An 18,422-nucleotide genomic window follows, 5' to 3' on the forward strand; every position below is an offset into this window, starting at 1 on the left:
GCGCCGAGGGAAACGGGCCGAAAGGCCGGAAAGCCCCGGAAGCGCAAGCCGAGCAAGATCCCCCCTCGGAGGGATCGCGCCCCGGTGGCCTATGGTGTAATTGGCAGCACGACTGATTCTGGTTCAGTTAGTCTTGGTTCGAGTCCAGGTAGGCCAGCTCGCAGAGCTCATCTGCAAACCGTGGATGGCATCCACAAAGCCCCCGTTGTGTAGCGGCCTAGCACGCCGCCCTCTCAAGGCGGTAGCGCCGGTTCGAATCCGGTCGGGGGTACAGATCCTTCCCGCGGGATCACTTGGGTAGCTCCCGGTGAACTCGATGCAGGATCGCTAGGGCCCCCGTTGTGTAGCGGCCTAGCACGCCGCCCTCTCAAGGCGGTAGCGCCGGTTCGAATCCGGTCGGGGGTACGGTGTAACCACCATGGCCTATGGTGTAATTGGCAACACTACGGTTTCTGGTACCGTCATTCTTGGTTCGAGTCCAGGTAGGCCAGCTCGCAGAGCTCATCTGCACCCGCGGACTTGATCCGCAAAGGCCCCCGTTGTGTAGCGGCCTAGCACGCCGCCCTCTCAAGGCGGTAGCGCCGGTTCGAATCCGGTCGGGGGTACAAAGCGAGGAAGCCCTTCCCTTCGGGGGAGGGCTTCTTCGTCGTTCCCTGGCCGAGGGCACCACGCGGACACAACTCCGGCCCACCGCTGCGGCGTTGGAGCGGTGGGCCGGTGACGAACAGATGAAGAGGGAGAGAGGGGCGGCGGGACGGGTCAGCCGTTGCGGCGCAGCGCCTCGGAGAGGCGCGCGGCCGCGTCGATGACCGCCTGGGCGTGCATCCGGCCCGGGTGCCGGGTCAGGCGCTCGATCGGACCGGAGACCGACACGGCGGCCACCACGCGGTTCGACGGGCCGCGGACGGGCGCCGAGACGGACGCGACGCCCGGCTCCCGCTCGCCGATCGACTGGGCCCAGCCGCGACGCCGCACGCCCGACAGGGCCGTCGCCGTGAAGCGGGCGCCCTGCAGGCCGCGGTGCAGCCGCTCGGGCTCCTCCCAGGCCATCAGGATCTGCGCGGACGAGCCGGCCTTCATGGTCAGCGTGGAGCCGACCGGGACGGTGTCCCGAAGTCCGGACAGCCGCTCGGCCGCCGCCACGCAGATGCGCATGTCGCCCTGGCGCCGGTAGAGCTGGGCGCTCTCGCCGGTGACGTCGCGCAGGTGCGTGAGCACCGGCCCGGCCGTCGCGAGGAGACGGTCCTCACCGGCCGCGGCGGCGAGCTCCGCCAGCCGCGGTCCGAGGATGAACCGGCCCTGCATGTCGCGGGCCACCATCCGGTGGTGTTCCAAAGCCACGGCGAGTCGGTGTGCCGTGGGTCGTGCGAGTCCCGTCGCCGCGACCAGACCTGCGAGGGTGGCCGGACCGGACTCCAGGGCGCCCAGGACAAGGGCTGCCTTGTCGAGAACGCCTACGCCGCTAGAGTTGTCCATGCAACGATATTCGCGTCTCACTCTGTGAAACGCAAGTTCAATTTTCCGAGGAACTTGTCACTCTGGTGGGGCGGCCGCACAACGGCCCGCCAAACGGGTCTCTAGTGGTGCCGGCGCAAGCCGCCGGCCGGAGGGAAAGCGATGGGTAGGACACTCGCGGAGAAGGTCTGGGACGACCACGTCGTCCGGCGCGCCGAAGGCGAGCCCGACCTCCTCTTCATCGATCTGCACCTGCTGCACGAGGTGACCAGCCCGCAGGCCTTCGACGGGCTCCGGCAGAACGGCCGGCAGGTGCGGCGCCTCGACCTCACCATCGCGACCGAGGACCACAACACCCCCACCCTCGACATCGACAAGCCGATCGCCGACCCGGTCTCCCGCGCCCAGCTGGAGACCCTGCGGAAGAACTGCGCCGAGTTCGGCGTGCGGCTGCACCCGCTGGGCGACGTCGAGCAGGGCGTCGTCCACGTCGTGGGACCGCAGCTGGGTCTGACCCAGCCGGGCACCACCGTGGTCTGCGGCGACTCGCACACCTCCACGCACGGCGCCTTCGGCGCGCTGGCCTTCGGCATCGGCACCAGCCAGGTCGAGCACGTGCTGGCCACCCAGACGCTGCCGCTGGCCCGCCCCAAGACGATGGCCATCACGGTCGACGGGGACCTGCCCGAGGACGTCACCGCCAAGGACCTGATCCTGGCGATCATCGCGAAGATCGGCACCGGCGGCGGCCAGGGCTACATCCTGGAGTACCGCGGCTCCGCCATCGAGAAGCTCTCGATGGAAGCCCGGATGACCATCTGCAACATGTCCATCGAGGCCGGTGCCCGCGCGGGCATGATCGCCCCCGACGAGACCACCTTCGCCTACCTCCGGGGCCGTGCCCACGCCCCCGAGGGCGAGGACTGGGACGCCGCCGTCGCGTACTGGAAGACGCTGAAGTCGGACGAGGACGCGGTCTTCGACGCCGAGGTCGTCATCGACGCCGCCGACCTGGCCCCCTTCGTGACCTGGGGCACCAACCCGGGCCAGGGCGCGCCGCTTTCGGCGAACGTCCCCGACCCCGCTTCGTACGAAGACGCTTCGGAGCGCCTGGCCGCCGAAAAGGCCCTGGAGTACATGGGGTTGACCGCCGGACAGCCGCTGCGTGACATCAAGGTCGACACCGTCTTCGTAGGCTCCTGCACCAACGGGCGCATCGAGGACCTGCGCAACGCGGCCTCCCTGCTGGAGGGCCGCAAGGTCGCCGACGGCGTCCGCATGCTGGTCGTCCCCGGCTCGGTCCGGGTCGCCCTGCAGGCCGTCGAGGAGGGCCTGGACAAGGTCTTCAAGGAGGCCGGCGCCGAATGGCGGCACGCGGGCTGCTCGATGTGCCTGGGCATGAACCCCGACCAACTGGCCCCCGGTGAGCGCTCCGCGTCCACCTCCAACCGCAACTTCGAGGGCCGGCAGGGCAAGGGCGGGCGCACCCACCTGGTCTCCCCCCAGGTCGCCGCCGCCACCGCCGTCCTGGGCCACCTGGCCTCCCCGGCCGATCTGTCCGACGTCGCCACCACCGCGGGGGTCTGAGGAACCATGGAAGCATTCACCACCCACACCGGCCGCGCCGTCCCGCTGCGCCGCAGCAACGTCGACACCGACCAGATCATCCCGGCGCACTGGCTCAAGAAGGTCACCCGGGACGGCTTCGAGGACGGCCTGTTCGAGGCCTGGCGCAAGGACTCCGAGTTCGTCCTCAACCGCCCCGAGCGGCAGGGCGCCACGGTCCTGGTCGCCGGCCCCGACTTCGGCACCGGCTCCTCCCGTGAGCACGCCGTCTGGGCGCTGCAGAACTACGGCTTCCAGGCCGTCATCTCCGCCCGCTTCGCGGACATCTTCCGCGGCAACTCGCTGAAGAACGGCCTGCTGACCGTCGTCCTCCCGCAGGAGACCGTCGACGCGCTGTGGGAGTTGACCGAGGCCGACCCGACCGTCGAGGTCACCGTCGACCTGGAGGCCCGCAAGGTCCTCGCTCCGGGGATCGACGCCGACTTCGAGCTCGACGAGAACGCCCGCTGGCGTCTGCTGAACGGGCTGGACGACATCAGCCTCACCCTTCAGAACGAAGCGGACATCGCCGCCTACGAGGCCTCCCGACCGGCCTTCAAGCCCCGTACAATTACGGCCTGAGCAGCGCTTTTCCAGGACTGCGCCCCCCACCGCCCGGTGGGGGGCGCAGTCGCTTGTTGGGACCCCGTCGGGCGACAACTCGCCCTAGATGGCACAATCGGTGCATGGAACGCGACAGCCAACTCGAGCTCTACGAGTCAGTCGCCGCCCGATTGAAGGAAGCGCACACAAGAGTGCGCTCACTGCAAGTCCCGGAGGGCGTAAGGATGGCGCTGTCCCGGAAGCTGCTGGTCATCACGGCCGCGGCGAAGCACGATCTCCCGGACGCGGCAACGCGTCTGGACCGGTTGATGAAGGACCTCGACGAGGGCCGATTCCCTGAAGACGACTGACACCAGGAACTCCGCAACGTGCTTCCGCGTTGCGGCAGTAGGGTGATTAGCCCGTTTCGTGTTTGATTTGCGGTATATACATGCCTAACGTGCGAAATAGCTTGAACACTTTCGTTCCGGCAATGTCTCCGAAGGGGAAGACGTGAACAAGGCGCAGCTCGTAGAAGCGATTGCCGACAAGATGGGCGGCCGCCAGCAGGCCGCCGACGCCGTCGACCACGTGCTGGACGCCATCGTGCGTGCCGTGGTCAGCGGGGACCGGGTCTCGGTCACCGGCTTCGGCTCGTTCGAGAAGGTCGACCGTCCGGCCCGCTACGCCCGCAACCCGCAGACGGGTGAGCGCGTGCGGGTCAAGAAGACCTCCGTTCCTCGCTTCCGTGCGGGTCAGGGCTTCAAGGACCTGGTCAGCGGCTCGAAGAAGCTCCCCAAGGGTGGCGAGGTCTCCGTCAAGAAGGCCCCCAAGGGCAGCCTGACCGGTGCCGCCTCCGCGACCGTGAAGAAGGCCGCGGCCAAGAAGGCCACCACCGCCAAGAAGGCCGCCGCGAAGAAGGCGACCCCGGCGAAGAAGACGACGGCCGCCGCGAAGAAGACCACCGCGGCCGCGAAGAAGACCACCACGGCGGCGGCCAAGAAGGCCACCACCACGGTCGCGAAGAAGACGACCGCGGCCGCGAAGAAGGCGACCCCGGCGAAGAAGACGACGGCCGCGGCCAAGAAGACCGTCGCCAAGAAGACCGCGCCGGCGAAGAAGGCCACCGCGAAGAAGGCGCCCGCCAAGAAGACGACGGCGCGCAAGACCACCGCGAAGAAGGCCGCCGCGAAGAAGTAAGGCGGCAGACGCTCACACGCCGGGCCGGGCTCCCCGAGAGGGAGCCCGGCCCGCGGCGCGTCCGGACGGCGCGAAGCCCCGGTCAGAAGGTCTGCAGCGTCACCAGCGTGATCCGCCGGGCATCGCCCTCGCCCGCCGTCTCGATCCGCACCCGCTGCCCCGGGCGGAGCAGTCGCAGCCCGCCCGCCTCGAAGGCCTCGGCCCCGAACTCCACCGGGGTGCCGTCGTCGAGCAGCACACTGCCGCTGCGGGTCTCGGGATCGTACGTGTACGCGGTCGCCTGCATGGACCGCAGCCTATCCGGCCGCGCCCACCCACCGGGCCGCCGTCCGCGGCCCCACGCCCAGGGCCAGCGCCGCCGCCAGATCCTCCCCGGTGTCCACGTCCCGGCGGACGGAATCCACCCCGTCGAGCCGGATTTCCACCGCCCCCGTGGACAAATGCCGCCGCCGCGAAGCTCCTCCGAATGCCGGTTCCAATTCCGTACCGGAGCTCGCCGAGAGGAATGTCGTACCTATTTCGGCGGCATCCGCGAGAAAAGCCCGGGGAAATTGCCCGGCCGCCTCCAGGACCCGGGCCAGCTCCGCGGACCGCAGCGCCGGCAGATCGGCGTTCAGCGCCGCCACCGCCGCACCCGCCCGCGCCGCCCGCACCGCCCGGGCCCCGTGCGCGAGCGCCCCGTTGAGCCCACCGCCCGGAACGTCGGCCAGGATCCGCGCCCCGAGCGCCGCCAGCGCGGCCCCGGCCTCCCGGTCGTCCGTGACGACCACCACATCCCGGACCGCCGCGCAGGCCAGCGCCGCCGCCACGGTGTCCTCGGCGAACGCCAGGGCCAGCCGGGGGCGCAGAGCCCCCGCCGCGGCCGGGGCCAGCCTGCTCTTGGCGCGCGCCAGCGGCTTCAGGGGCACGACCAGGGACCAGCCGTCGGCGGAGGTGTGGCCGGCGTCGCCGGCGGCGGAGTTCCTCATCGGGCCCCATTCTGTCCCGCCCGCGCGAACCCGCCGAGCCCCGGGGCGTACCGTGTCCTCGACAGACCAGGAGCGGGGAGTGACACTTGACCCCCTGCGAACAAGTCCCGGAGAAAGGTGTACGAGTGCCCCGCCGCAGAATCGGCTTCTGGTACCGCCTGGCGGCGGTCATCGCCAAACCCCCACTGGTGGTGCTGTTCAAGCGGGACTGGCGCGGGACGGAACACATTCCGGCCGACGGCGGATTCATCACCGCGGTCAACCACAACTCGTACCTGGACCCGCTGTCGTACGCGCACTACCAGTACAACACCGGCCGGGTGCCCCGCTTCCTCGCCAAGGCGGGCCTCTTCAAGGGCTTCGTCGGCACCATGCTGACCGGCACCGGACAGATCCCGGTCTACCGCGAGACCACCAACGCCCTGGACGCCTTCCGGGCCGCCGTCGACGCCATCGAGCGCGGCGAGTGCGTCGCCTTCTACCCCGAGGGCACCCTCACCCGCGACCCCGACATGTGGCCCATGGCCGGCAAGACCGGCGCCGCCCGCGTCGCGCTGCTCACCAAGGTCCCGGTCGTCCCGGTCGCCCAGTGGGGCGCCAACCTCGCGATGCCGCCGTACGCCAAGGAGGACAAGCTGCGGCTGTGGCCGCGCAAGACCCTGATCGTGCAGGCCGGTCCGCCGGTCGACCTCTCCCGCTTCTACGACCTCGCGCCCACGCCCGACGTGCTGCGCGAGGCCACCGAGGAGATCATGGCGGCCATCACCCGCCTCCTGGAGGAGGTCCGGGGCGAGACGGCGCCGGCCGAGCCGTACGACCACCGCAAGGCCCGGCTGGAGCAGCGGCGCAAGGCCGCGGGGGAAGGCAAGAAGTGACCAAGGCAGCCGTCTTCGGCAACGGATCCTGGGGCACCGCCTTCGCGATGGTGCTCGCCGACGCGGGGTGCGAGGTGAGCCTGTGGGGCCGCCGTGCCGCCCTCGCCGAGACCATCAACAGCACCGGGGTCAACCCCGACTACCTGCCCGGGGTCGAACTCCCCAAGGGCATCACGGCCACCGCCGATCCGGCCGAGGCCGCCCGCGGCGCCGACTTCACCGTCCTCGTCGTGCCCTCGCAGACACTCCGCGAGAACCTGGCCGCCTGGAAGCCGCTGCTCGCCCCCGACACCGTCCTCGTCTCCCTGATGAAGGGCGTCGAACTCGGGACGGCCGAGCGGATGAGCGAGGTCATCCAGGAGGTCGCCGAGGTCCCCGCCGAGCGCGTGGCCGTCCTCACCGGACCCAACCTGGCCAAGGAGATCGCCGCCCGGCAGCCCGCCGCGGCCGTCGTCGCCTGCGTCGACGAGACGGTCGCCCAGCGGTTCCAGGCGGCCTGCATGACCCCGTACTTCCGCCCGTACACCAACACCGACGTGGTGGGCTGCGAGCTCGGCGGAGCGGTCAAGAACGTCATCGGGCTCGCCGTGGGCATCGCCAACGGCATGGGCCTCGGCGACAACTCCAAGGCCACCCTCATCACCCGCGGGCTGGCCGAGACCACCCGCCTCGGCCTCGCCATGGGCGCCGACCCGCTCACCTTCTCCGGCCTCGCGGGCCTCGGCGACCTGGTCGCCACCTGCTCCTCGCCGCTCTCCCGGAACAACACCTTCGGCACCAACCTGGGCCGCGGGATGACGCTGGAGGAGACCATCGCGGCCACCAAGCAGACCGCCGAGGGCGTCAAGTCCTGCGAGTCCGTGCTCGATCTGGCCCGGCGGCACGGCGTCGACATGCCCATCACCGAGACGGTCGTGTCCATCGTCCACGACGGCAAGCCGCCCGTCGTGGCCCTCAAGGAGCTGATGTCCCGCAGCGCGAAGGCGGAACGCCGCTAGCGCGCGGGGCTTGACCCGGACGCGCGCGACGGCAGCGGGGCGCTCAGCAGTTCGGACGTCGCAAGGTACCCTCAACGCGATATGAGCGAGAACACCCAGAGCCCCCGCAAGCCGCGCGTGGCCGTCGTCTTCGGCGGACGCAGCTCGGAGCACGCCATCTCCGTCGTCACCGCCGGCGCCGTCCTGAGCGCCATCGACCGGGACAAGTACGAGGTGCTGCCCATCGGCATCACCACCGACGGGCGCTGGGCGCTGACCGCCGACGCCCCGGAGCGGATGGCCATCACCGACCGCGCCCTGCCGAGCGTGACCGACCTCGCCGAGTCCGAGACGGGCGGCGTGGTCCTCTCCGTCGACCCGGCCAGCCGCGAGGTCGTCTACAACGAGCCCGGTTCCGTCCCGCAGGCGCTCGGCGAGGTCGACGTCGTCTTCCCCATGCTGCACGGCCCGTACGGCGAGGACGGCACCCTCCAGGGCCTGCTGGAGCTCTCCGGCGTCCCGTACGTCGGCGCGGGCGTCCTCGCCTCCGCCGTCGGCCAGGACAAGGAGTACATGAAGCGGGTCTTCGTCTCCTTCGGCCTGCCGGTCGGCCCGTACGAGGTCATCCGGCCGCGCGAGTGGGAGCAGAACCCCGCCGCCGCCCGGAAGAAGATCGTGGAGTTCGCCGCCGACCACGGCTGGCCGCTCTTCGTGAAGCCCGCCCGCGGCGGCTCCTCCATGGGCATCACCAAGGTCGACGACCTCTCCGGCCTCGACGAGGCCGTCGAGGAGGCCCGCCGCCACGACCCGAAGATCATCGTGGAGTCGCTGATCCGCGGCCGCGAGATCGAGTGCGGTGTCCTGGAGTTCGAGGACGGCCCGCGCGCCAGCGTGCCCGCGGAGATCCCGCCGGTCACCGACCACGACTTCTACGACTTCGAGGCCAAGTACATCGACTCGGCCTCCGGCATCGTGCCCGCGCCGATCGGCGACGAGGCCACCGCCGAGATCCAGCGCCTGGCGGTCGCGGCCTACGAGGCCGTCTCCTGCGAGGGCCTGGTGCGCGCCGACTTCTTCCTCACCGAGGACGGCGGCTTCGTCATCAACGAGATCAACACCATGCCCGGCTTCACGCCCATCTCCATGTACCCGCGCATGTGGCAGGAGAGCGGCGTCGGCTACCCGGAGCTCGTCGACCGGCTCATCCAGGCCGCGCTGAACCGCTCCACGGGCCTGCGCTAGGCCCCGGGCCGCCCGCGGGCGGCCCGGAGAACGCCTAGAGGCTGGGGGGAACGGCCTTCTTCACGGGGGCGGCGAGATCCACGAGCGGGCCGACGTCATGCGCGTACCGCTTGTCCAGCGTCACCTCGACGTACGCCTTGCGGTACGTCGTGGTGAAGCGGGGTCCGTCGCCCTCCCGCCGCTCGTAGAGCCAGTTCACGCCGTCGGCGTCGATCCCCTGTGCCTGCGGATCGTTCATCTTTTCGGGTCGGGGGACCCCGCAGCGCAGTACGATCGCGGCATCCCCCCACGCGGCGGTCAGCTCGGAGTCCGGCTCGGTGCCGGAGCGCTCCAGGCCCGCCACGGTGGCGGGCAGCTCCTTCGCGAGCGACCGGCAGACGGCGGCCTCGGCCGCCGCCGGACCGGGGACCGGGACCGACGCCTTCGCGCCCGGAGAGGAACAGCCCGCGACGGCCAGCAGCAGCACGGTCGCGGCGGCGGAAGCGGGCAGGCCGAAGGGCCGGTGGGAAGACTTCACCGGCCTAGGGTAGACGGGGGCTAGATATGCACGACCGGGCAGGTGAGTGTGCGCGTGATTCCTTCCACTTGCTGGACCTTGGCGACCACCATGCGGCCCAGCGCGTCCACGGTGTCGGCCTCCGCACGCACGATCACGTCGTACGGACCGGTCACGTCCTCTGCCTGGATCACCCCCGGGATCTTGGCGATGGTCTCGGCGACGGTCGACGCCTTGCCCACCTCGGTCTGAATAAGGATGTACGCCTGTACCACGGAACCTCCAGGGCGGCCACGAGGATCTTGTGGGAGAAAGAGACGCCACGGTACCGCGTCGCCTCGCGCCGCGGGGAGACCTGCGCGCCCCGAGGCGCTCGCAGTGTGGCGTACGCACGTAAGAAGTTGACGGTCTACTTGACGGTATCCGGCACGGTGACGGCCCGCGACCCGCAGCGCGAGGAACGGCGGAGCGGCGCGGCGGCCGGCACGACGACACGAGGTGAGACGCGGTGAAGGGCACAGTCGGAGAACTGGGCGAGTTCGGGCTCATCAAGGAGCTCACTTCCCGGCTCACCGCCACCCCGGCGGTACGGATCGGACCCGGCGACGACGCCGCGGTCGTCTCCGCCCCCGACCGGCGGGTGGTGGCCAGCACGGACATCCTGCTCGAAGGGCGTCACTTCCGGCGCGACTGGTCGACGGCCTACGACGTCGGCCGCAAGGCCGCGGCGCAGAACCTGGCCGACATCGCGGCCATGGGCGCCGTCCCCACCGCGCTCCTGCTCGGCCTGGTCGTCCCCGCCGAACTCCCGGTCACCTGGCCCACCGAGCTCATGGACGGCCTGCGCGACGAGTGCCAGGTGGCCGGCGCGGCCGTGGTCGGCGGCGACGTGGTCCGCGGCGACACGATCACGGTCGCCATCACCGCCCTCGGCGACCTGCGCAACCAGGACCCGGTGACCCGGGGCGGCGCCCAGCCCGGCGACGTCGTCGCCTACACCGGCTGGCTCGGCTGGTCCGCCGCCGGCTACGCGGTGCTCTCCCGCGGCTTCCGCTCCCCGCGCGCCTTCGTCGAGGCCCACCGGCGCCCCGAGCCGCCGTACCACGCGGGCCCCGCGGCGGCCGGGCTCGGCGCCACCGCCATGTGCGACGTCAGCGACGGCCTGATCGCCGACCTCGGGCACATCGCCGAGGCCAGCAAGGTCCGCATCGACCTGCGCTCCGGCCTCATCGACATTCCCACCCAGATGAACGACATCGGCCAGGCGGTCGGAGTGGACCCGCTCCAGTGGGTGCTCACCGGGGGAGAGGACCACGCGATCGTGGCCACCTTCCCGCCGGACGTGAAGCTGCCCGCCCGCTGGAAGGTCATCGGGGAGGTCCTCAACCCCTCGGCGCTGCCCCAGGTGACCGTCGACGGGGCGCCCTGGCACAGCACGGGCGGCTGGGACCACTTCGGAGAGACCGAGTGACGTCCCGGCCCCCGCTGGTGCTGACCGTCGCCGGATCGGACTCCGGCGGCGGCGCGGGCATCCAGGCCGACCTGAAGACGATGCTCGCGCTCGGCGTGCACGGCATGAGCGTGATCACCGCCGTCACCGCCCAGAACTCGCGGGGCGTCCAGGGAGCCTGGGAGCTGCCCGAGGAGGCCGTACGGGCCCAGTTCCGGGCCGTGGTGGACGACATCGGCGTCCAGGCCGTGAAGACCGGCATGCTGGCCTCCGCCCCGCTCGTGGAGACGGTGGCCGCACTGCTCGCCCCGGTCGGCGTCCCCGTGGTCGTCGACCCGGTCGGCGTCTCCAAGCACGGCGACCCGCTGCTCGCCGCCTCCGCGCTCGACTCCGTCCGCACGAAGCTGCTGCCGGTCGCGACCGTCGCCACCCCGAACCTGGACGAAGTGGCGCAGCTCACAGGCGTCGTGGTCGAGGACGAGCCGGGGATGCGGCGGGCGGCCGACGCGATCCTGGCGTACGGGCCGCGCTGGGCGCTGATCAAGGGCGGGCACCTGCCCTCGGGCGAGGACGCCGTGGACCTGCTCACGGACGGCTCCGAGGAGCACTGGCTGCGCGCGCCGCGGCACGACAACCGGCACACCCACGGCACGGGCTGCACGCTCGCCTCGGCGGTCGCGTCGGGGCTCGCGAAGGGCATGACGGTGCCCTCGGCGGTGCGGGAGGCCAAGGCCTACGTGACCGGGGCGATCGCCGCCGGTTTCTCCCTGGGCGCGGGCATCGGCCCGGTCGACCACGGGTGGCGCCTCCGCGGCTAGATCCTGGTTCCGGGCATGGCAAAAGGCCGGTTCACCGAGGTGAACCGGCCTTTCAAGGCAACCGCAGGGGCTGCGCTACGACGTAGCGTCGCGGGATCATCCCCGCTGACGCGGGGAGCATCCTTTAGCGCGAGACCTTGCCGGCCTTGATGCACGAGGTGCAGACATTGAGGCGCTTCGGCGTCCGACCGACCACGGCACGCACACGCTGGATGTTCGGGTTCCAGCGACGAGACGTACGGCGGTGCGAGTGCGAAATGTTGTTGCCGAAGCCCGGCCCCTTGCCGCAGACGTCGCAGTTGGCAGCCACGGGTCACTCCAAAGACTTCAGATTTACAGTGAAACCGGCGCACCGGAATCAGGAATCTGAAGTGGCTTGCCGGGGAATGGCCCGACGTGTGCCGGGCAACCGAAGCAGCATACAACGACCGCTTCGGTGGAACGAAACTACCACGGTCTCCGCGGCCCCCGCCCCGGGCCTGGGGTGATCACGGGTCTACCCTGCGGTGAACCGACCGCAGCGCACAGGAGGACCACCCGTTGCCGCGAGCTCCGCAGACCCTCGACGCCGAAGCGGTCAGATCCTGGTGCGCAGGGGCGCTGGCGGCGCTCGGCACGGAGCGCGAGGAGATCGACGCCATCAACGTCTATCCCGTCGCGGACGGCGACACCGGCACGAACCTGTACCTGACCGTCGAATCGGCCGCGAAGGCCGTCGACGAGGCCGTCGCCGGAGGGGCTCCCGACGCGGCCGAGGTCATACGGGCCATGGCGCACGGCGCGCTGCTCGGCGCCCGCGGCAACTCCGGGACGATCCTCTCCCAGCTGCTCCGCGGCATGGCCGCCGTGCTCGCCGGGGGGAGCGACGGCGACCACCTGGCCCGCGCCTTCGCCGAAGCCGCCGACGCGGCCCGCCGGGCCGTGGCCCACCCCGTCGAGGGCACCGTCCTCACCGTCGCCTGTGCGGCCGCCGAGGCCTGCGCGGGGGGCGGGGAGCTCGTGACGGTGGCCACGACGGCCTACGAGGGGGCCAGGAGCGCCCTGGAGCGGACCCCGGGCCAACTGGACGTCCTGCGCCGCGCGGGCGTCGTGGACGCCGGAGGCCGCGGTCTGGTGGCCGTGCTCGGGGCGCTCGTGGAGAGCCTCACCGGGGAGGCGCCGGCCCGGCCCGCGCCCCCCGCGCACCGACCGGTCCTCGACCCGGGATGCGACGGCGAGGGCGGGCCCGGCTACGAGGTGATCTACCTCCTGGAGGCCGAGGACCGCGCCGTGGAGCGGCTGCGGACCCGCCTCGACGCGCTGGGGGAGTCCCTGGTCGTCGTCGGCGGCGACGGGCTGTGGAACGTGCACGTCCACGTCGACGACGCGGGCGCGGCCGTCGAGGCCGGAGTCGAGGCGGGGCGCCCCCACCGGATCCGGATCACGCACTTCGAGGGCGCGGCCGCCCAGCCGCGCGAGCCCGTCCAGCGGGCCGTGGTCGCCGTCCTGCCCGGCGAGGGCCTGGCCGGGCTCTGTGCCGAGGCCGGGGCGACCACGCTGCTCGCGCTGCCCGGCGAACCGCCGTCCGGGGCGGAGCTCGCCGAGGCGATCCGGCGGGCCCACGCGCGCGAGGTCGTCCTGCTGCCCAACGACACCGAGCTGCGGCAGGCCGCCGCGGCCGCGGCCGAGCAGGCCCGCGCCGAGGGCATCCGGGTCGCCCTCATCCCCACCCGCGCCGCGGTCCAGGGCATCGCCGCCCTCGCCGTCCACGAGCCGGAGCGGCGCTTCGACGAGGACGTCGTCGCCATGAGCGCGGCGGCCGGCGCGACGCGCTACGCCGAACTCGCCGTCGCCGAACGCCAGTCCTTCACGTCCGCCGGCGTCTGCCAGGCCGGGGACGTCCTCGGCCTCATCGAGGGCGACGTCGCCGTCATCGGCCAGGACCTCACCACCACGGCCCGCACCGTCCTCGACCGGATGCTCTCCGCCGGCGGCGAGCTCGTCACGCTCGTCGTCGCCGCCGACACCCCGCCGGACCTGGCCCCCACCCTGGAACGGCACGTACGGGCCACCTACCTGGCGGTGGACACCACGACGTACGAGGCGGGGGCGGGGGCCCCGGCCCTGCTCATCGGCGTGGAGTAGCCCCCGTCAGCCCTCCGGCGGCGGGGGAGCCGTCGCCGTCCTCGACAGCAGGGTGGTCGCCTCCGCGTGGTGCTCCGGGGAGTCCGCGGACAGGACCGCCCGGGCCAGTTCCGCCGCCGCCCCGGCGTCCCCCAGGTCCAGATGGAGCCAGCCGGCCATCAGGTCCGCGGACAGGCGGGCCTCCCCATCGCCCGCGGCGGCGTAGGCGGCCGCGGCGCGCTCGGCGAACGCGAGCACCTCGGGCAGGTCCGGCTCCTGCGCGCGGGCGAGGAGTTCGGCGGTCTGCCGGCAGGTGTCCGCCAGCTCCCGCGCGTCCTCGCCGCAGGCCTCCGCCGCCGTCGCCATCAGCGCCCGCCCCCGGGAGTCCGGGCCCGCGATCCAGGCCCGCACCCGCAGCGTGCGGACGTACGCCGGGGTGTCGCCGAGGGACCGCCACAGCTCACCGGCCCGCTCGTACGCGGCGGCCGCCTGCTCGTTCAGCTCCGCCCGCCACAGGGCCTGCGCCGCCAGGTTCGCCAGCATCGCGTGGTCCCGCTGGTCCGGCCACGCCGCCGCCAGCTCGGCCGCCCGCAGCCACCGCTCGGCCGCCGACCGGGGCTCCGCCACGCGCATCAGGCAGTCGCCGAGCCACCACAGGGTCTGGACGACCGTCCCGTCCCCGTGCTCGTCGACCGAGAGGTCCGGCAGCACCGCCTCCAGGATCGCCGCCGCCTCCTCGCACCGGCCCTCGCGCAGCAGCCAGCCGCCGAGCAGATGGCGTGCGTACGCCCCCAGGCCGCGGCTCTCGCCCGCCTCGTCCGCCCAGTGCGCCGCCTCCAGGGCCTGCTCGGCCGCCTCGCCGGACCGGCCGGCCGCGCCGAGGACCTCCGCGAGCCCCAGCCGCAGCCGGGCCTGCCCGGCGGGCCCCGCGTACCCGGCGCCGTGCGCCAGGGCCGCCCGTGCCGCCCGCTCGGCCGTCGCGAGGTCGCCCTCGTGCTGCGCGAGCGCCGCCAGCCGCGCCTCGGGCTCCACCGCGTACCAGGGCAGCCCGGCCTCGTGGAACAGCTCCGCCGCCCGCTCGTACCGCTCGGCCGCACGCCCGGTGTCGCCGTCCCGCGCCGCCGCGTCGCCCAGCAGCCACTCGGCCTCGGCGATCCGGTCGGCGACGTCCGGGGCCCCGGCGAAGGCCAGGACCTCCTCGGCCGCCTCCGCCGTGCCGAGCACCCGGGCCCGCAGCAGCAGCGCCCCCGACAGCTGGCGGGCGGTCGCCCCGCCGCCCTCGTGGAGCCCGCGCAGCGCGGCGACCGGCTCCGCGAAGGCCTCGGGCTCGCCGAGCGCGTAGGCGCCCCTGGCCCGGGCCGCCCACGCCTCGCCGGCGGCGCCGGCCGCCTCGTACCCCTCGGCCGCCGACCGGAACAGGGCCGCCGTCTCCGCCGCGTCCGCCGCGAGGGACATCGCGCGGTGGTCGGTCAGCTCGGCCGAGGCCAGGGCGTCGAGCTCCGCGAGGCCCTCCGCCTCCGCCCGTGCGAGCGCCGCCCAGGCCGCGTCCGCCTCCGGCCGCCGCTCCGCCGTCAGCCGCCGCGCCTCGGCCAGCAGGTCCCGCGGGGCGGCCGCCGCCACCGCCACCGGGGCCGGGGCCCCGGCGGGTGCGGACGGGCCCGCGGACCGCACGCCCAGCGGCAGCCGGTCGACCAGCGGCCGCGCCGCCATCTGCTCCCGGACCAGCCGGCTCACCCGGTCCGAGCCGTTGCGCGCGTCGAACCGCGCGGCCAGCTCCTCGGCCCGCTCCCGCGCATGGCGGCCGAGCTCCGCCGCCGTCCACTCCCGCGCCGGGGCTCCCGCGTCCCCGGCCGAGGGGCCCGGCACCCGCCGCCCGCCGAGCCCGCGGGCCACCAGCCGGTCCATCAGCAGCGCCGTCACGGCCAGGAAGTCCATCGCGCTGTCCGGGTCGCCGTGGTCCGTGAGGTACGCCGGGCGCTCCGCGAGCAGCTCCAGGGCCCGTCCCTCGTTGCCGGTCAGCGCGCAGAACTCGATGTGCTGGGCCATCGCGCCGCGCATGCTCTCCATCGGGCGCACCAGCCGGTACCCGCGCAGGTGGTTCGCCCGCGCCTGCTCCGTCCGGCCGAGCCGCAGCAGCGGCAGCAGCGAGGAGGCGAGCACCGCGTGCGGCTCGTGGGCGCAGGAGTGCTCGCCGTCCAGGACCGGCGCCCAGGCCGCGAGCGCGGCCTCGTCGTCGCCGAGTTCGGCCCGCCACAGGCCCTGCCCGTGCAGCTCGCAGGCGTGGCAGTCGGCCATCTCGTCGCGCTCGGCCGCCAGCCACGCCGCGTACGCACGGGCCGCCCGGTCGAGGTCGCCGATGTGCCGGGCGACCCGGAACTCGCCCTGCCGCACCGCCCGTTCGGAGTGTCCGGCGAGCCGGTAGCGGTGCTCCATCTCGCCCAGCCACTTCTCGATCGAGGCGAGCGGGATGTGCGGCTGGTCGAGCATGCCGCTGGAGACCCACTTGAAGACCCAGTGCAGCGTGTACGTCTCCTGGGCGTCGAAGTCGCCCGGGTTCTGGTCCCACATCCGCAGCAGCCGCGAGAAGGGCACGAACATCTTCGCCTTCTCGGAGCTGTAGTTGTAGACCTGCAGCTGGTGGCCGAGCGCCTCGATGACCGCGAGCGGCTCGCCGATCCGCTCGGCGTCCGCCAGCAGCCGCTCCGCCCGGGCGTTGCGCGCCGGGCCCTCGGGCCGGGCGTGGTTGTCCCGCATGGCCTCGCGCAGGGCCTGGAACTCCGGGCTCGTCATGCCTCGCTCCCCCCGTCGGCGCCGCGCGCGGTGCTCCATTCGAGGAGGCCGAGGAAGGTGCGGTTGAGGAGGGCGTTGTCGGCGGGGCGGAGGGGGCGTTGGGCCATGAGGAGGGCCTGTCCGTAGAGGGCTTCGACGGCGGTGGCGGTGAGCCGGGGTTCGTCGAGGGTGGCGATGCGGCGGACGAGGGGGCTCTGGTGGTTGAGGACGAGGCGGGCGCGGGGGGTGCTGCCGCGCAGGGAGCCGAGGATGCCGGCCCACAGGTCGTCGGCCTCGCCCTCCGCCTCCGCCCGCGCCTGCTCGTGGCGGGCCGTCCGGTCGTCCAGGTGCAGCGCCGGGACGGTCACCGGATGGAAGGAACGCAGCGCCACGTCACAGCCCAGGGCGTCCAGGGTGGCCCGCGCGACCGACAGGAAACCGGTCAGGGCGAGCTCCCGCGCCGGGTCGACCGCGTCGAGGTGCGCCGTGACGGTGTCGGCGTCCAGCTCCGCCACCACCGTCCCCGGCCGCACCTCCGGCAGACGCTCCACCAGCTCCGTGTCGTACGTGTATCCGCCGTTGACCACGCCGATGCCCTGGGCGGCGGCGATGGCGGCGACCTGGCGGAACTCCTCGACGGTGCGGGTGAAGTGGACGACCGGGTGGCGGCGGGCGAACTCGTCGAGGGACAGGCGCCCGTCGGTGGTCTCGAACGGCAGCCACGGCAGCATCGCCGCCAGGATCCCGTCGTCGTGCCGCGCCAGCGACTTCACACCCAGGTGGTGCACGGCGAGGAACTGCCCGAGCCGCTCCGGCGATCCGGCCGCCAGACCGGTGAGCCACTCGCGGATCGCGTCCCCGAGCGCGTCCCGCACCCCCGCCAGGGCCTCGTCCTCGTACAGGGACTCGCGGGAGGCGGTGGGGCGCAGGGTGTCGGTGTCCAGGACGCAGCGGACGAAGAACGCCCAGTCCGGCAGCAGCCCGTCGGCCTTCTCGGTGAGCAGCATCCCCTTGAGGTGGACCCGGTGCCCGGCCCGCTGCGCGGGGCTCACCGCCGACGGCAGGACGTACGCCACGCCCCGGATGCCCGCCAACGGCAGGTCCAGGTCGATCGAGTCCAGCGGCCCGAACCCGAACAGGTTCTGACAGTGCGCCGCCAGCGCCACCCGCCGCGCGGCCGGACTCGGATACGTCCGCTCCCACGGCGCCGGCACGTCGGTGACCGGCTCGTCCCCGACGTGGATGGTGTGGGGGAGGAGGGTGCCGTAGTGGCGGGCGAGGGTGAGGACGCGGTCGTGGGTGAGCCAGTCGGTGGTGCCGGGGCGGGCGGTGAGGTGGACGGTGGTGCCGGGTTCGGGGTGTGCGGTGTCGTCGAGGGTGGTGACGGTGTAGGAGCCGTCGTCGTGGGCGCGCCATTCGACGGGGGGTGCCTGGGGGGTGCGGGCGGAGCGGGAGACGACGCGGATCTCGGCGGCGACGACGAAGCAGGCGAGGAGTCCGATGCCGAACTGGCCGAGGAAGTCGGCGCGGGCGGTTTCGAGTCCGTGGGCGGTGTCCAGGCCGTGGGTGGTGTCGCGTTTGGAGCTGTGGCCGATGGTGGCGAGGAGGGTGTGGACGTCGGTCTCGGTCAGGCCGATGCCGGTGTCGGTGATGCGCAGGGTGGTGCCGTCGGCGTGGAGGTGGACCCGGGCGGGTGCGCGGGGGTCGAGGGCGCGTCGGGCGGTGAGGGCGTCCACGGCGTTCTGGAGGAGTTCGCGCAGGTAGACCCGGGGGCTGGAGTAGAGGTGGTGGGAGAGCAGATCCACCAGGCCACGCAGATCGACCTGGAACGTGTGAGGTGTCTGGTCAGCAGTCATCGTCGCTGCGCCGGTGGGGGGACGGGCGACGGCGCGGGTCGGGCGATCCCGGCGTCCGGTGATCG

General features: G+C 72.9%; 18 protein-coding genes and 5 tRNA genes. 15 read left to right on the forward strand and 8 right to left on the reverse strand.

Going from position 1 to position 18,422, the window contains the following annotated elements; all coding sequences use genetic code 11:
- The first annotated feature begins 85 nt into the window (after positions 1-85).
- From OG309_RS26935 to OG309_RS26955, 5 genes are all read left to right on the forward strand, one after another.
- Positions 86-157, forward strand: a tRNA-Gln gene (locus OG309_RS26935).
- 41 nt (positions 158-198) lie between these two features.
- Positions 199-271, forward strand: a tRNA-Glu gene (locus tag OG309_RS26940).
- 61 nt (positions 272-332) lie between these two features.
- Positions 333-405, forward strand: a tRNA-Glu gene (locus OG309_RS26945).
- Between the two features lie 14 nt (positions 406-419).
- Positions 420-491, forward strand: a tRNA-Gln gene (locus OG309_RS26950).
- Positions 492-532: 41 nt separating this feature from the next.
- Positions 533-605: transfer RNA gene (locus OG309_RS26955), tRNA-Glu, on the forward strand.
- A 154-nt stretch (positions 606-759) separates the two neighbouring features.
- Here the strand turns inward: OG309_RS26955 and ndgR are convergent.
- Positions 760-1,476 carry an IclR family transcriptional regulator NdgR gene (gene ndgR / locus OG309_RS26960; protein ID WP_189981172.1) on the reverse strand — a complete coding sequence of 239 codons (717 nt, stop codon included), beginning with the start codon at positions 1,474-1,476 and terminating at the stop codon, positions 760-762.
- Positions 1,477-1,617: 141 nt separating this feature from the next.
- Here ndgR and leuC point away from each other — a divergent pair, with 141 nt between their 5' ends.
- From leuC to OG309_RS26980, 4 genes are all read left to right on the forward strand, one after another.
- The gene (gene leuC / locus OG309_RS26965) at positions 1,618-3,042 is read left to right on the forward strand and encodes a 3-isopropylmalate dehydratase large subunit (protein ID WP_329424550.1); all 1,425 of its coding nucleotides are present in this window, start codon (positions 1,618-1,620) and stop codon (positions 3,040-3,042) included.
- A gap of 6 nt (positions 3,043-3,048) precedes the next feature.
- Positions 3,049-3,642, forward strand: coding sequence for a 3-isopropylmalate dehydratase small subunit (gene leuD, locus OG309_RS26970; RefSeq protein ID WP_329424552.1), 594 nt, complete (start codon positions 3,049-3,051; stop codon positions 3,640-3,642).
- Between the two features lie 104 nt (positions 3,643-3,746).
- On the forward strand, positions 3,747-3,974 hold the full coding sequence (locus tag OG309_RS26975) for a hypothetical protein (RefSeq protein WP_329424553.1): 228 nt from the start codon (positions 3,747-3,749) through the stop codon (positions 3,972-3,974).
- Positions 3,975-4,116: 142 nt separating this feature from the next.
- Positions 4,117-4,803, forward strand: a complete 687-nt coding sequence (locus tag OG309_RS26980) for an HU family DNA-binding protein (RefSeq protein WP_329424555.1) — start codon at positions 4,117-4,119, stop codon at positions 4,801-4,803.
- A gap of 82 nt (positions 4,804-4,885) precedes the next feature.
- On the opposite strand, the gene OG309_RS26985 is transcribed toward OG309_RS26980, so the two are convergent.
- Together OG309_RS26985 and cofC are read right to left on the reverse strand one after the other, a co-directional pair.
- Positions 4,886-5,089, reverse strand: coding sequence for a hypothetical protein (locus tag OG309_RS26985; protein ID WP_329424557.1), 204 nt, complete (start codon positions 5,087-5,089; stop codon positions 4,886-4,888).
- A gap of 10 nt (positions 5,090-5,099) precedes the next feature.
- The gene (gene cofC / locus OG309_RS26990; protein WP_329424558.1) at positions 5,100-5,771 is read right to left on the reverse strand and encodes a 2-phospho-L-lactate guanylyltransferase; all 672 of its coding nucleotides are present in this window, start codon (positions 5,769-5,771) and stop codon (positions 5,100-5,102) included.
- Positions 5,772-5,896: 125 nt separating this feature from the next.
- Here cofC and OG309_RS26995 point away from each other — a divergent pair, with 125 nt between their 5' ends.
- The 3 genes from OG309_RS26995 (at position 5,897) to OG309_RS27005 (ending at position 8,865) form a co-directional block, all read left to right on the forward strand.
- Positions 5,897-6,646, forward strand: a complete 750-nt coding sequence (locus OG309_RS26995) for a lysophospholipid acyltransferase family protein (protein WP_329424560.1) — start codon at positions 5,897-5,899, stop codon at positions 6,644-6,646.
- On the forward strand, positions 6,643-7,644 hold the full coding sequence (locus tag OG309_RS27000) for an NAD(P)H-dependent glycerol-3-phosphate dehydrogenase (RefSeq protein WP_329424562.1): 1,002 nt from the start codon (positions 6,643-6,645) through the stop codon (positions 7,642-7,644). The genes OG309_RS26995 and OG309_RS27000 overlap by 4 nt, the downstream gene beginning before the upstream one ends.
- An 81-nt stretch (positions 7,645-7,725) precedes the next feature.
- Complete coding sequence (locus tag OG309_RS27005) at positions 7,726-8,865, forward strand: D-alanine--D-alanine ligase family protein (RefSeq protein ID WP_329424564.1); 1,140 nt, start codon at positions 7,726-7,728, stop codon at positions 8,863-8,865.
- A 34-nt stretch (positions 8,866-8,899) separates the two neighbouring features.
- Here the strand turns inward: OG309_RS27005 and OG309_RS27010 are convergent, their stop codons facing one another.
- Positions 8,900-9,382: a DUF3515 domain-containing protein gene (locus OG309_RS27010; protein WP_329424565.1), complete on the reverse strand. Its 483-nt coding sequence runs from the start codon at positions 9,380-9,382 to the stop codon at positions 8,900-8,902.
- A 20-nt stretch (positions 9,383-9,402) separates the two neighbouring features.
- Positions 9,403-9,636 carry an Lrp/AsnC family transcriptional regulator gene (locus OG309_RS27015; RefSeq protein WP_046905450.1) on the reverse strand — a complete coding sequence of 78 codons (234 nt, stop codon included), beginning with the start codon at positions 9,634-9,636 and terminating at the stop codon, positions 9,403-9,405.
- Positions 9,637-9,869: 233 nt separating this feature from the next.
- Between OG309_RS27015 and OG309_RS27020 the strand changes: the two genes are divergently transcribed.
- Positions 9,870-10,832, forward strand: coding sequence for a thiamine-phosphate kinase (locus OG309_RS27020; protein ID WP_329424568.1), 963 nt, complete (start codon positions 9,870-9,872; stop codon positions 10,830-10,832).
- A complete protein-coding gene (gene thiD / locus OG309_RS27025; protein WP_329424570.1) occupies positions 10,829-11,629 on the forward strand; it encodes a bifunctional hydroxymethylpyrimidine kinase/phosphomethylpyrimidine kinase in 801 nt (266 codons plus the stop codon). Before OG309_RS27020 ends, thiD begins: the two co-directional genes overlap by 4 nt.
- Positions 11,630-11,753: 124 nt before the next feature.
- On the opposite strand, the gene rpmB is transcribed toward thiD, so the two are convergent.
- Complete coding sequence (rpmB, locus tag OG309_RS27030; protein ID WP_003957616.1) at positions 11,754-11,939, reverse strand: 50S ribosomal protein L28; 186 nt, start codon at positions 11,937-11,939, stop codon at positions 11,754-11,756.
- A gap of 230 nt (positions 11,940-12,169) precedes the next feature.
- Here rpmB and OG309_RS27035 point away from each other — a divergent pair, with 230 nt between their 5' ends.
- Positions 12,170-13,753, forward strand: coding sequence for a DAK2 domain-containing protein (locus OG309_RS27035; RefSeq protein ID WP_329424572.1), 1,584 nt, complete (start codon positions 12,170-12,172; stop codon positions 13,751-13,753).
- Between the two features lie 6 nt (positions 13,754-13,759).
- On the opposite strand, the gene OG309_RS27040 is transcribed toward OG309_RS27035, so the two are convergent.
- Together OG309_RS27040 and OG309_RS27045 are read right to left on the reverse strand one after the other, a co-directional pair.
- Positions 13,760-16,522, reverse strand: coding sequence for a tetratricopeptide repeat protein (locus OG309_RS27040; RefSeq protein ID WP_329424573.1), 2,763 nt, complete (start codon positions 16,520-16,522; stop codon positions 13,760-13,762).
- Positions 16,519-18,357, reverse strand: a complete 1,839-nt coding sequence (locus OG309_RS27045) for an HSP90 family protein (RefSeq protein WP_329424575.1) — start codon at positions 18,355-18,357, stop codon at positions 16,519-16,521. Before OG309_RS27045 ends, OG309_RS27040 begins: the two co-directional genes overlap by 4 nt.
- Positions 18,358-18,422: the final 65 nt, after the last annotated feature.

Source organism: Streptomyces sp. NBC_01268 (assembly GCF_036240795.1).
Taxonomy (GTDB): Bacteria; Actinomycetota; Actinomycetes; order Streptomycetales; family Streptomycetaceae; genus Streptomyces.

What these genes read in the sequence shown, in the direction of transcription:
- OG309_RS26975 (WP_329424553.1), top strand. Translation starts at nt 3,747, where the DNA reads ATGGAACGCGACAGCCAACTCGAGCTCTACGAGTCAGTCGCCGCCCGA.
- leuD (WP_329424552.1), top strand. Translation starts at nt 3,049, where the DNA reads ATGGAAGCATTCACCACCCACACCGGCCGCGCCGTCCCGCTGCGCCGC.
- cofC (WP_329424558.1), bottom strand. Translation starts at nt 5,771, where the DNA reads ATGAGGAACTCCGCCGCCGGCGACGCCGGCCACACCTCCGCCGACGGC.
- OG309_RS27040 (WP_329424573.1), bottom strand. Translation starts at nt 16,522, where the DNA reads ATGACGAGCCCGGAGTTCCAGGCCCTGCGCGAGGCCATGCGGGACAAC.
- OG309_RS27045 (WP_329424575.1), bottom strand. Translation starts at nt 18,357, where the DNA reads ATGACTGCTGACCAGACACCTCACACGTTCCAGGTCGATCTGCGTGGC.
- ndgR (WP_189981172.1), bottom strand. Translation starts at nt 1,476, where the DNA reads ATGGACAACTCTAGCGGCGTAGGCGTTCTCGACAAGGCAGCCCTTGTC.
- OG309_RS26985 (WP_329424557.1), bottom strand. Translation starts at nt 5,089, where the DNA reads ATGCAGGCGACCGCGTACACGTACGATCCCGAGACCCGCAGCGGCAGT.
- OG309_RS27005 (WP_329424564.1), top strand. Translation starts at nt 7,726, where the DNA reads ATGAGCGAGAACACCCAGAGCCCCCGCAAGCCGCGCGTGGCCGTCGTC.
- leuC (WP_329424550.1), top strand. Translation starts at nt 1,618, where the DNA reads ATGGGTAGGACACTCGCGGAGAAGGTCTGGGACGACCACGTCGTCCGG.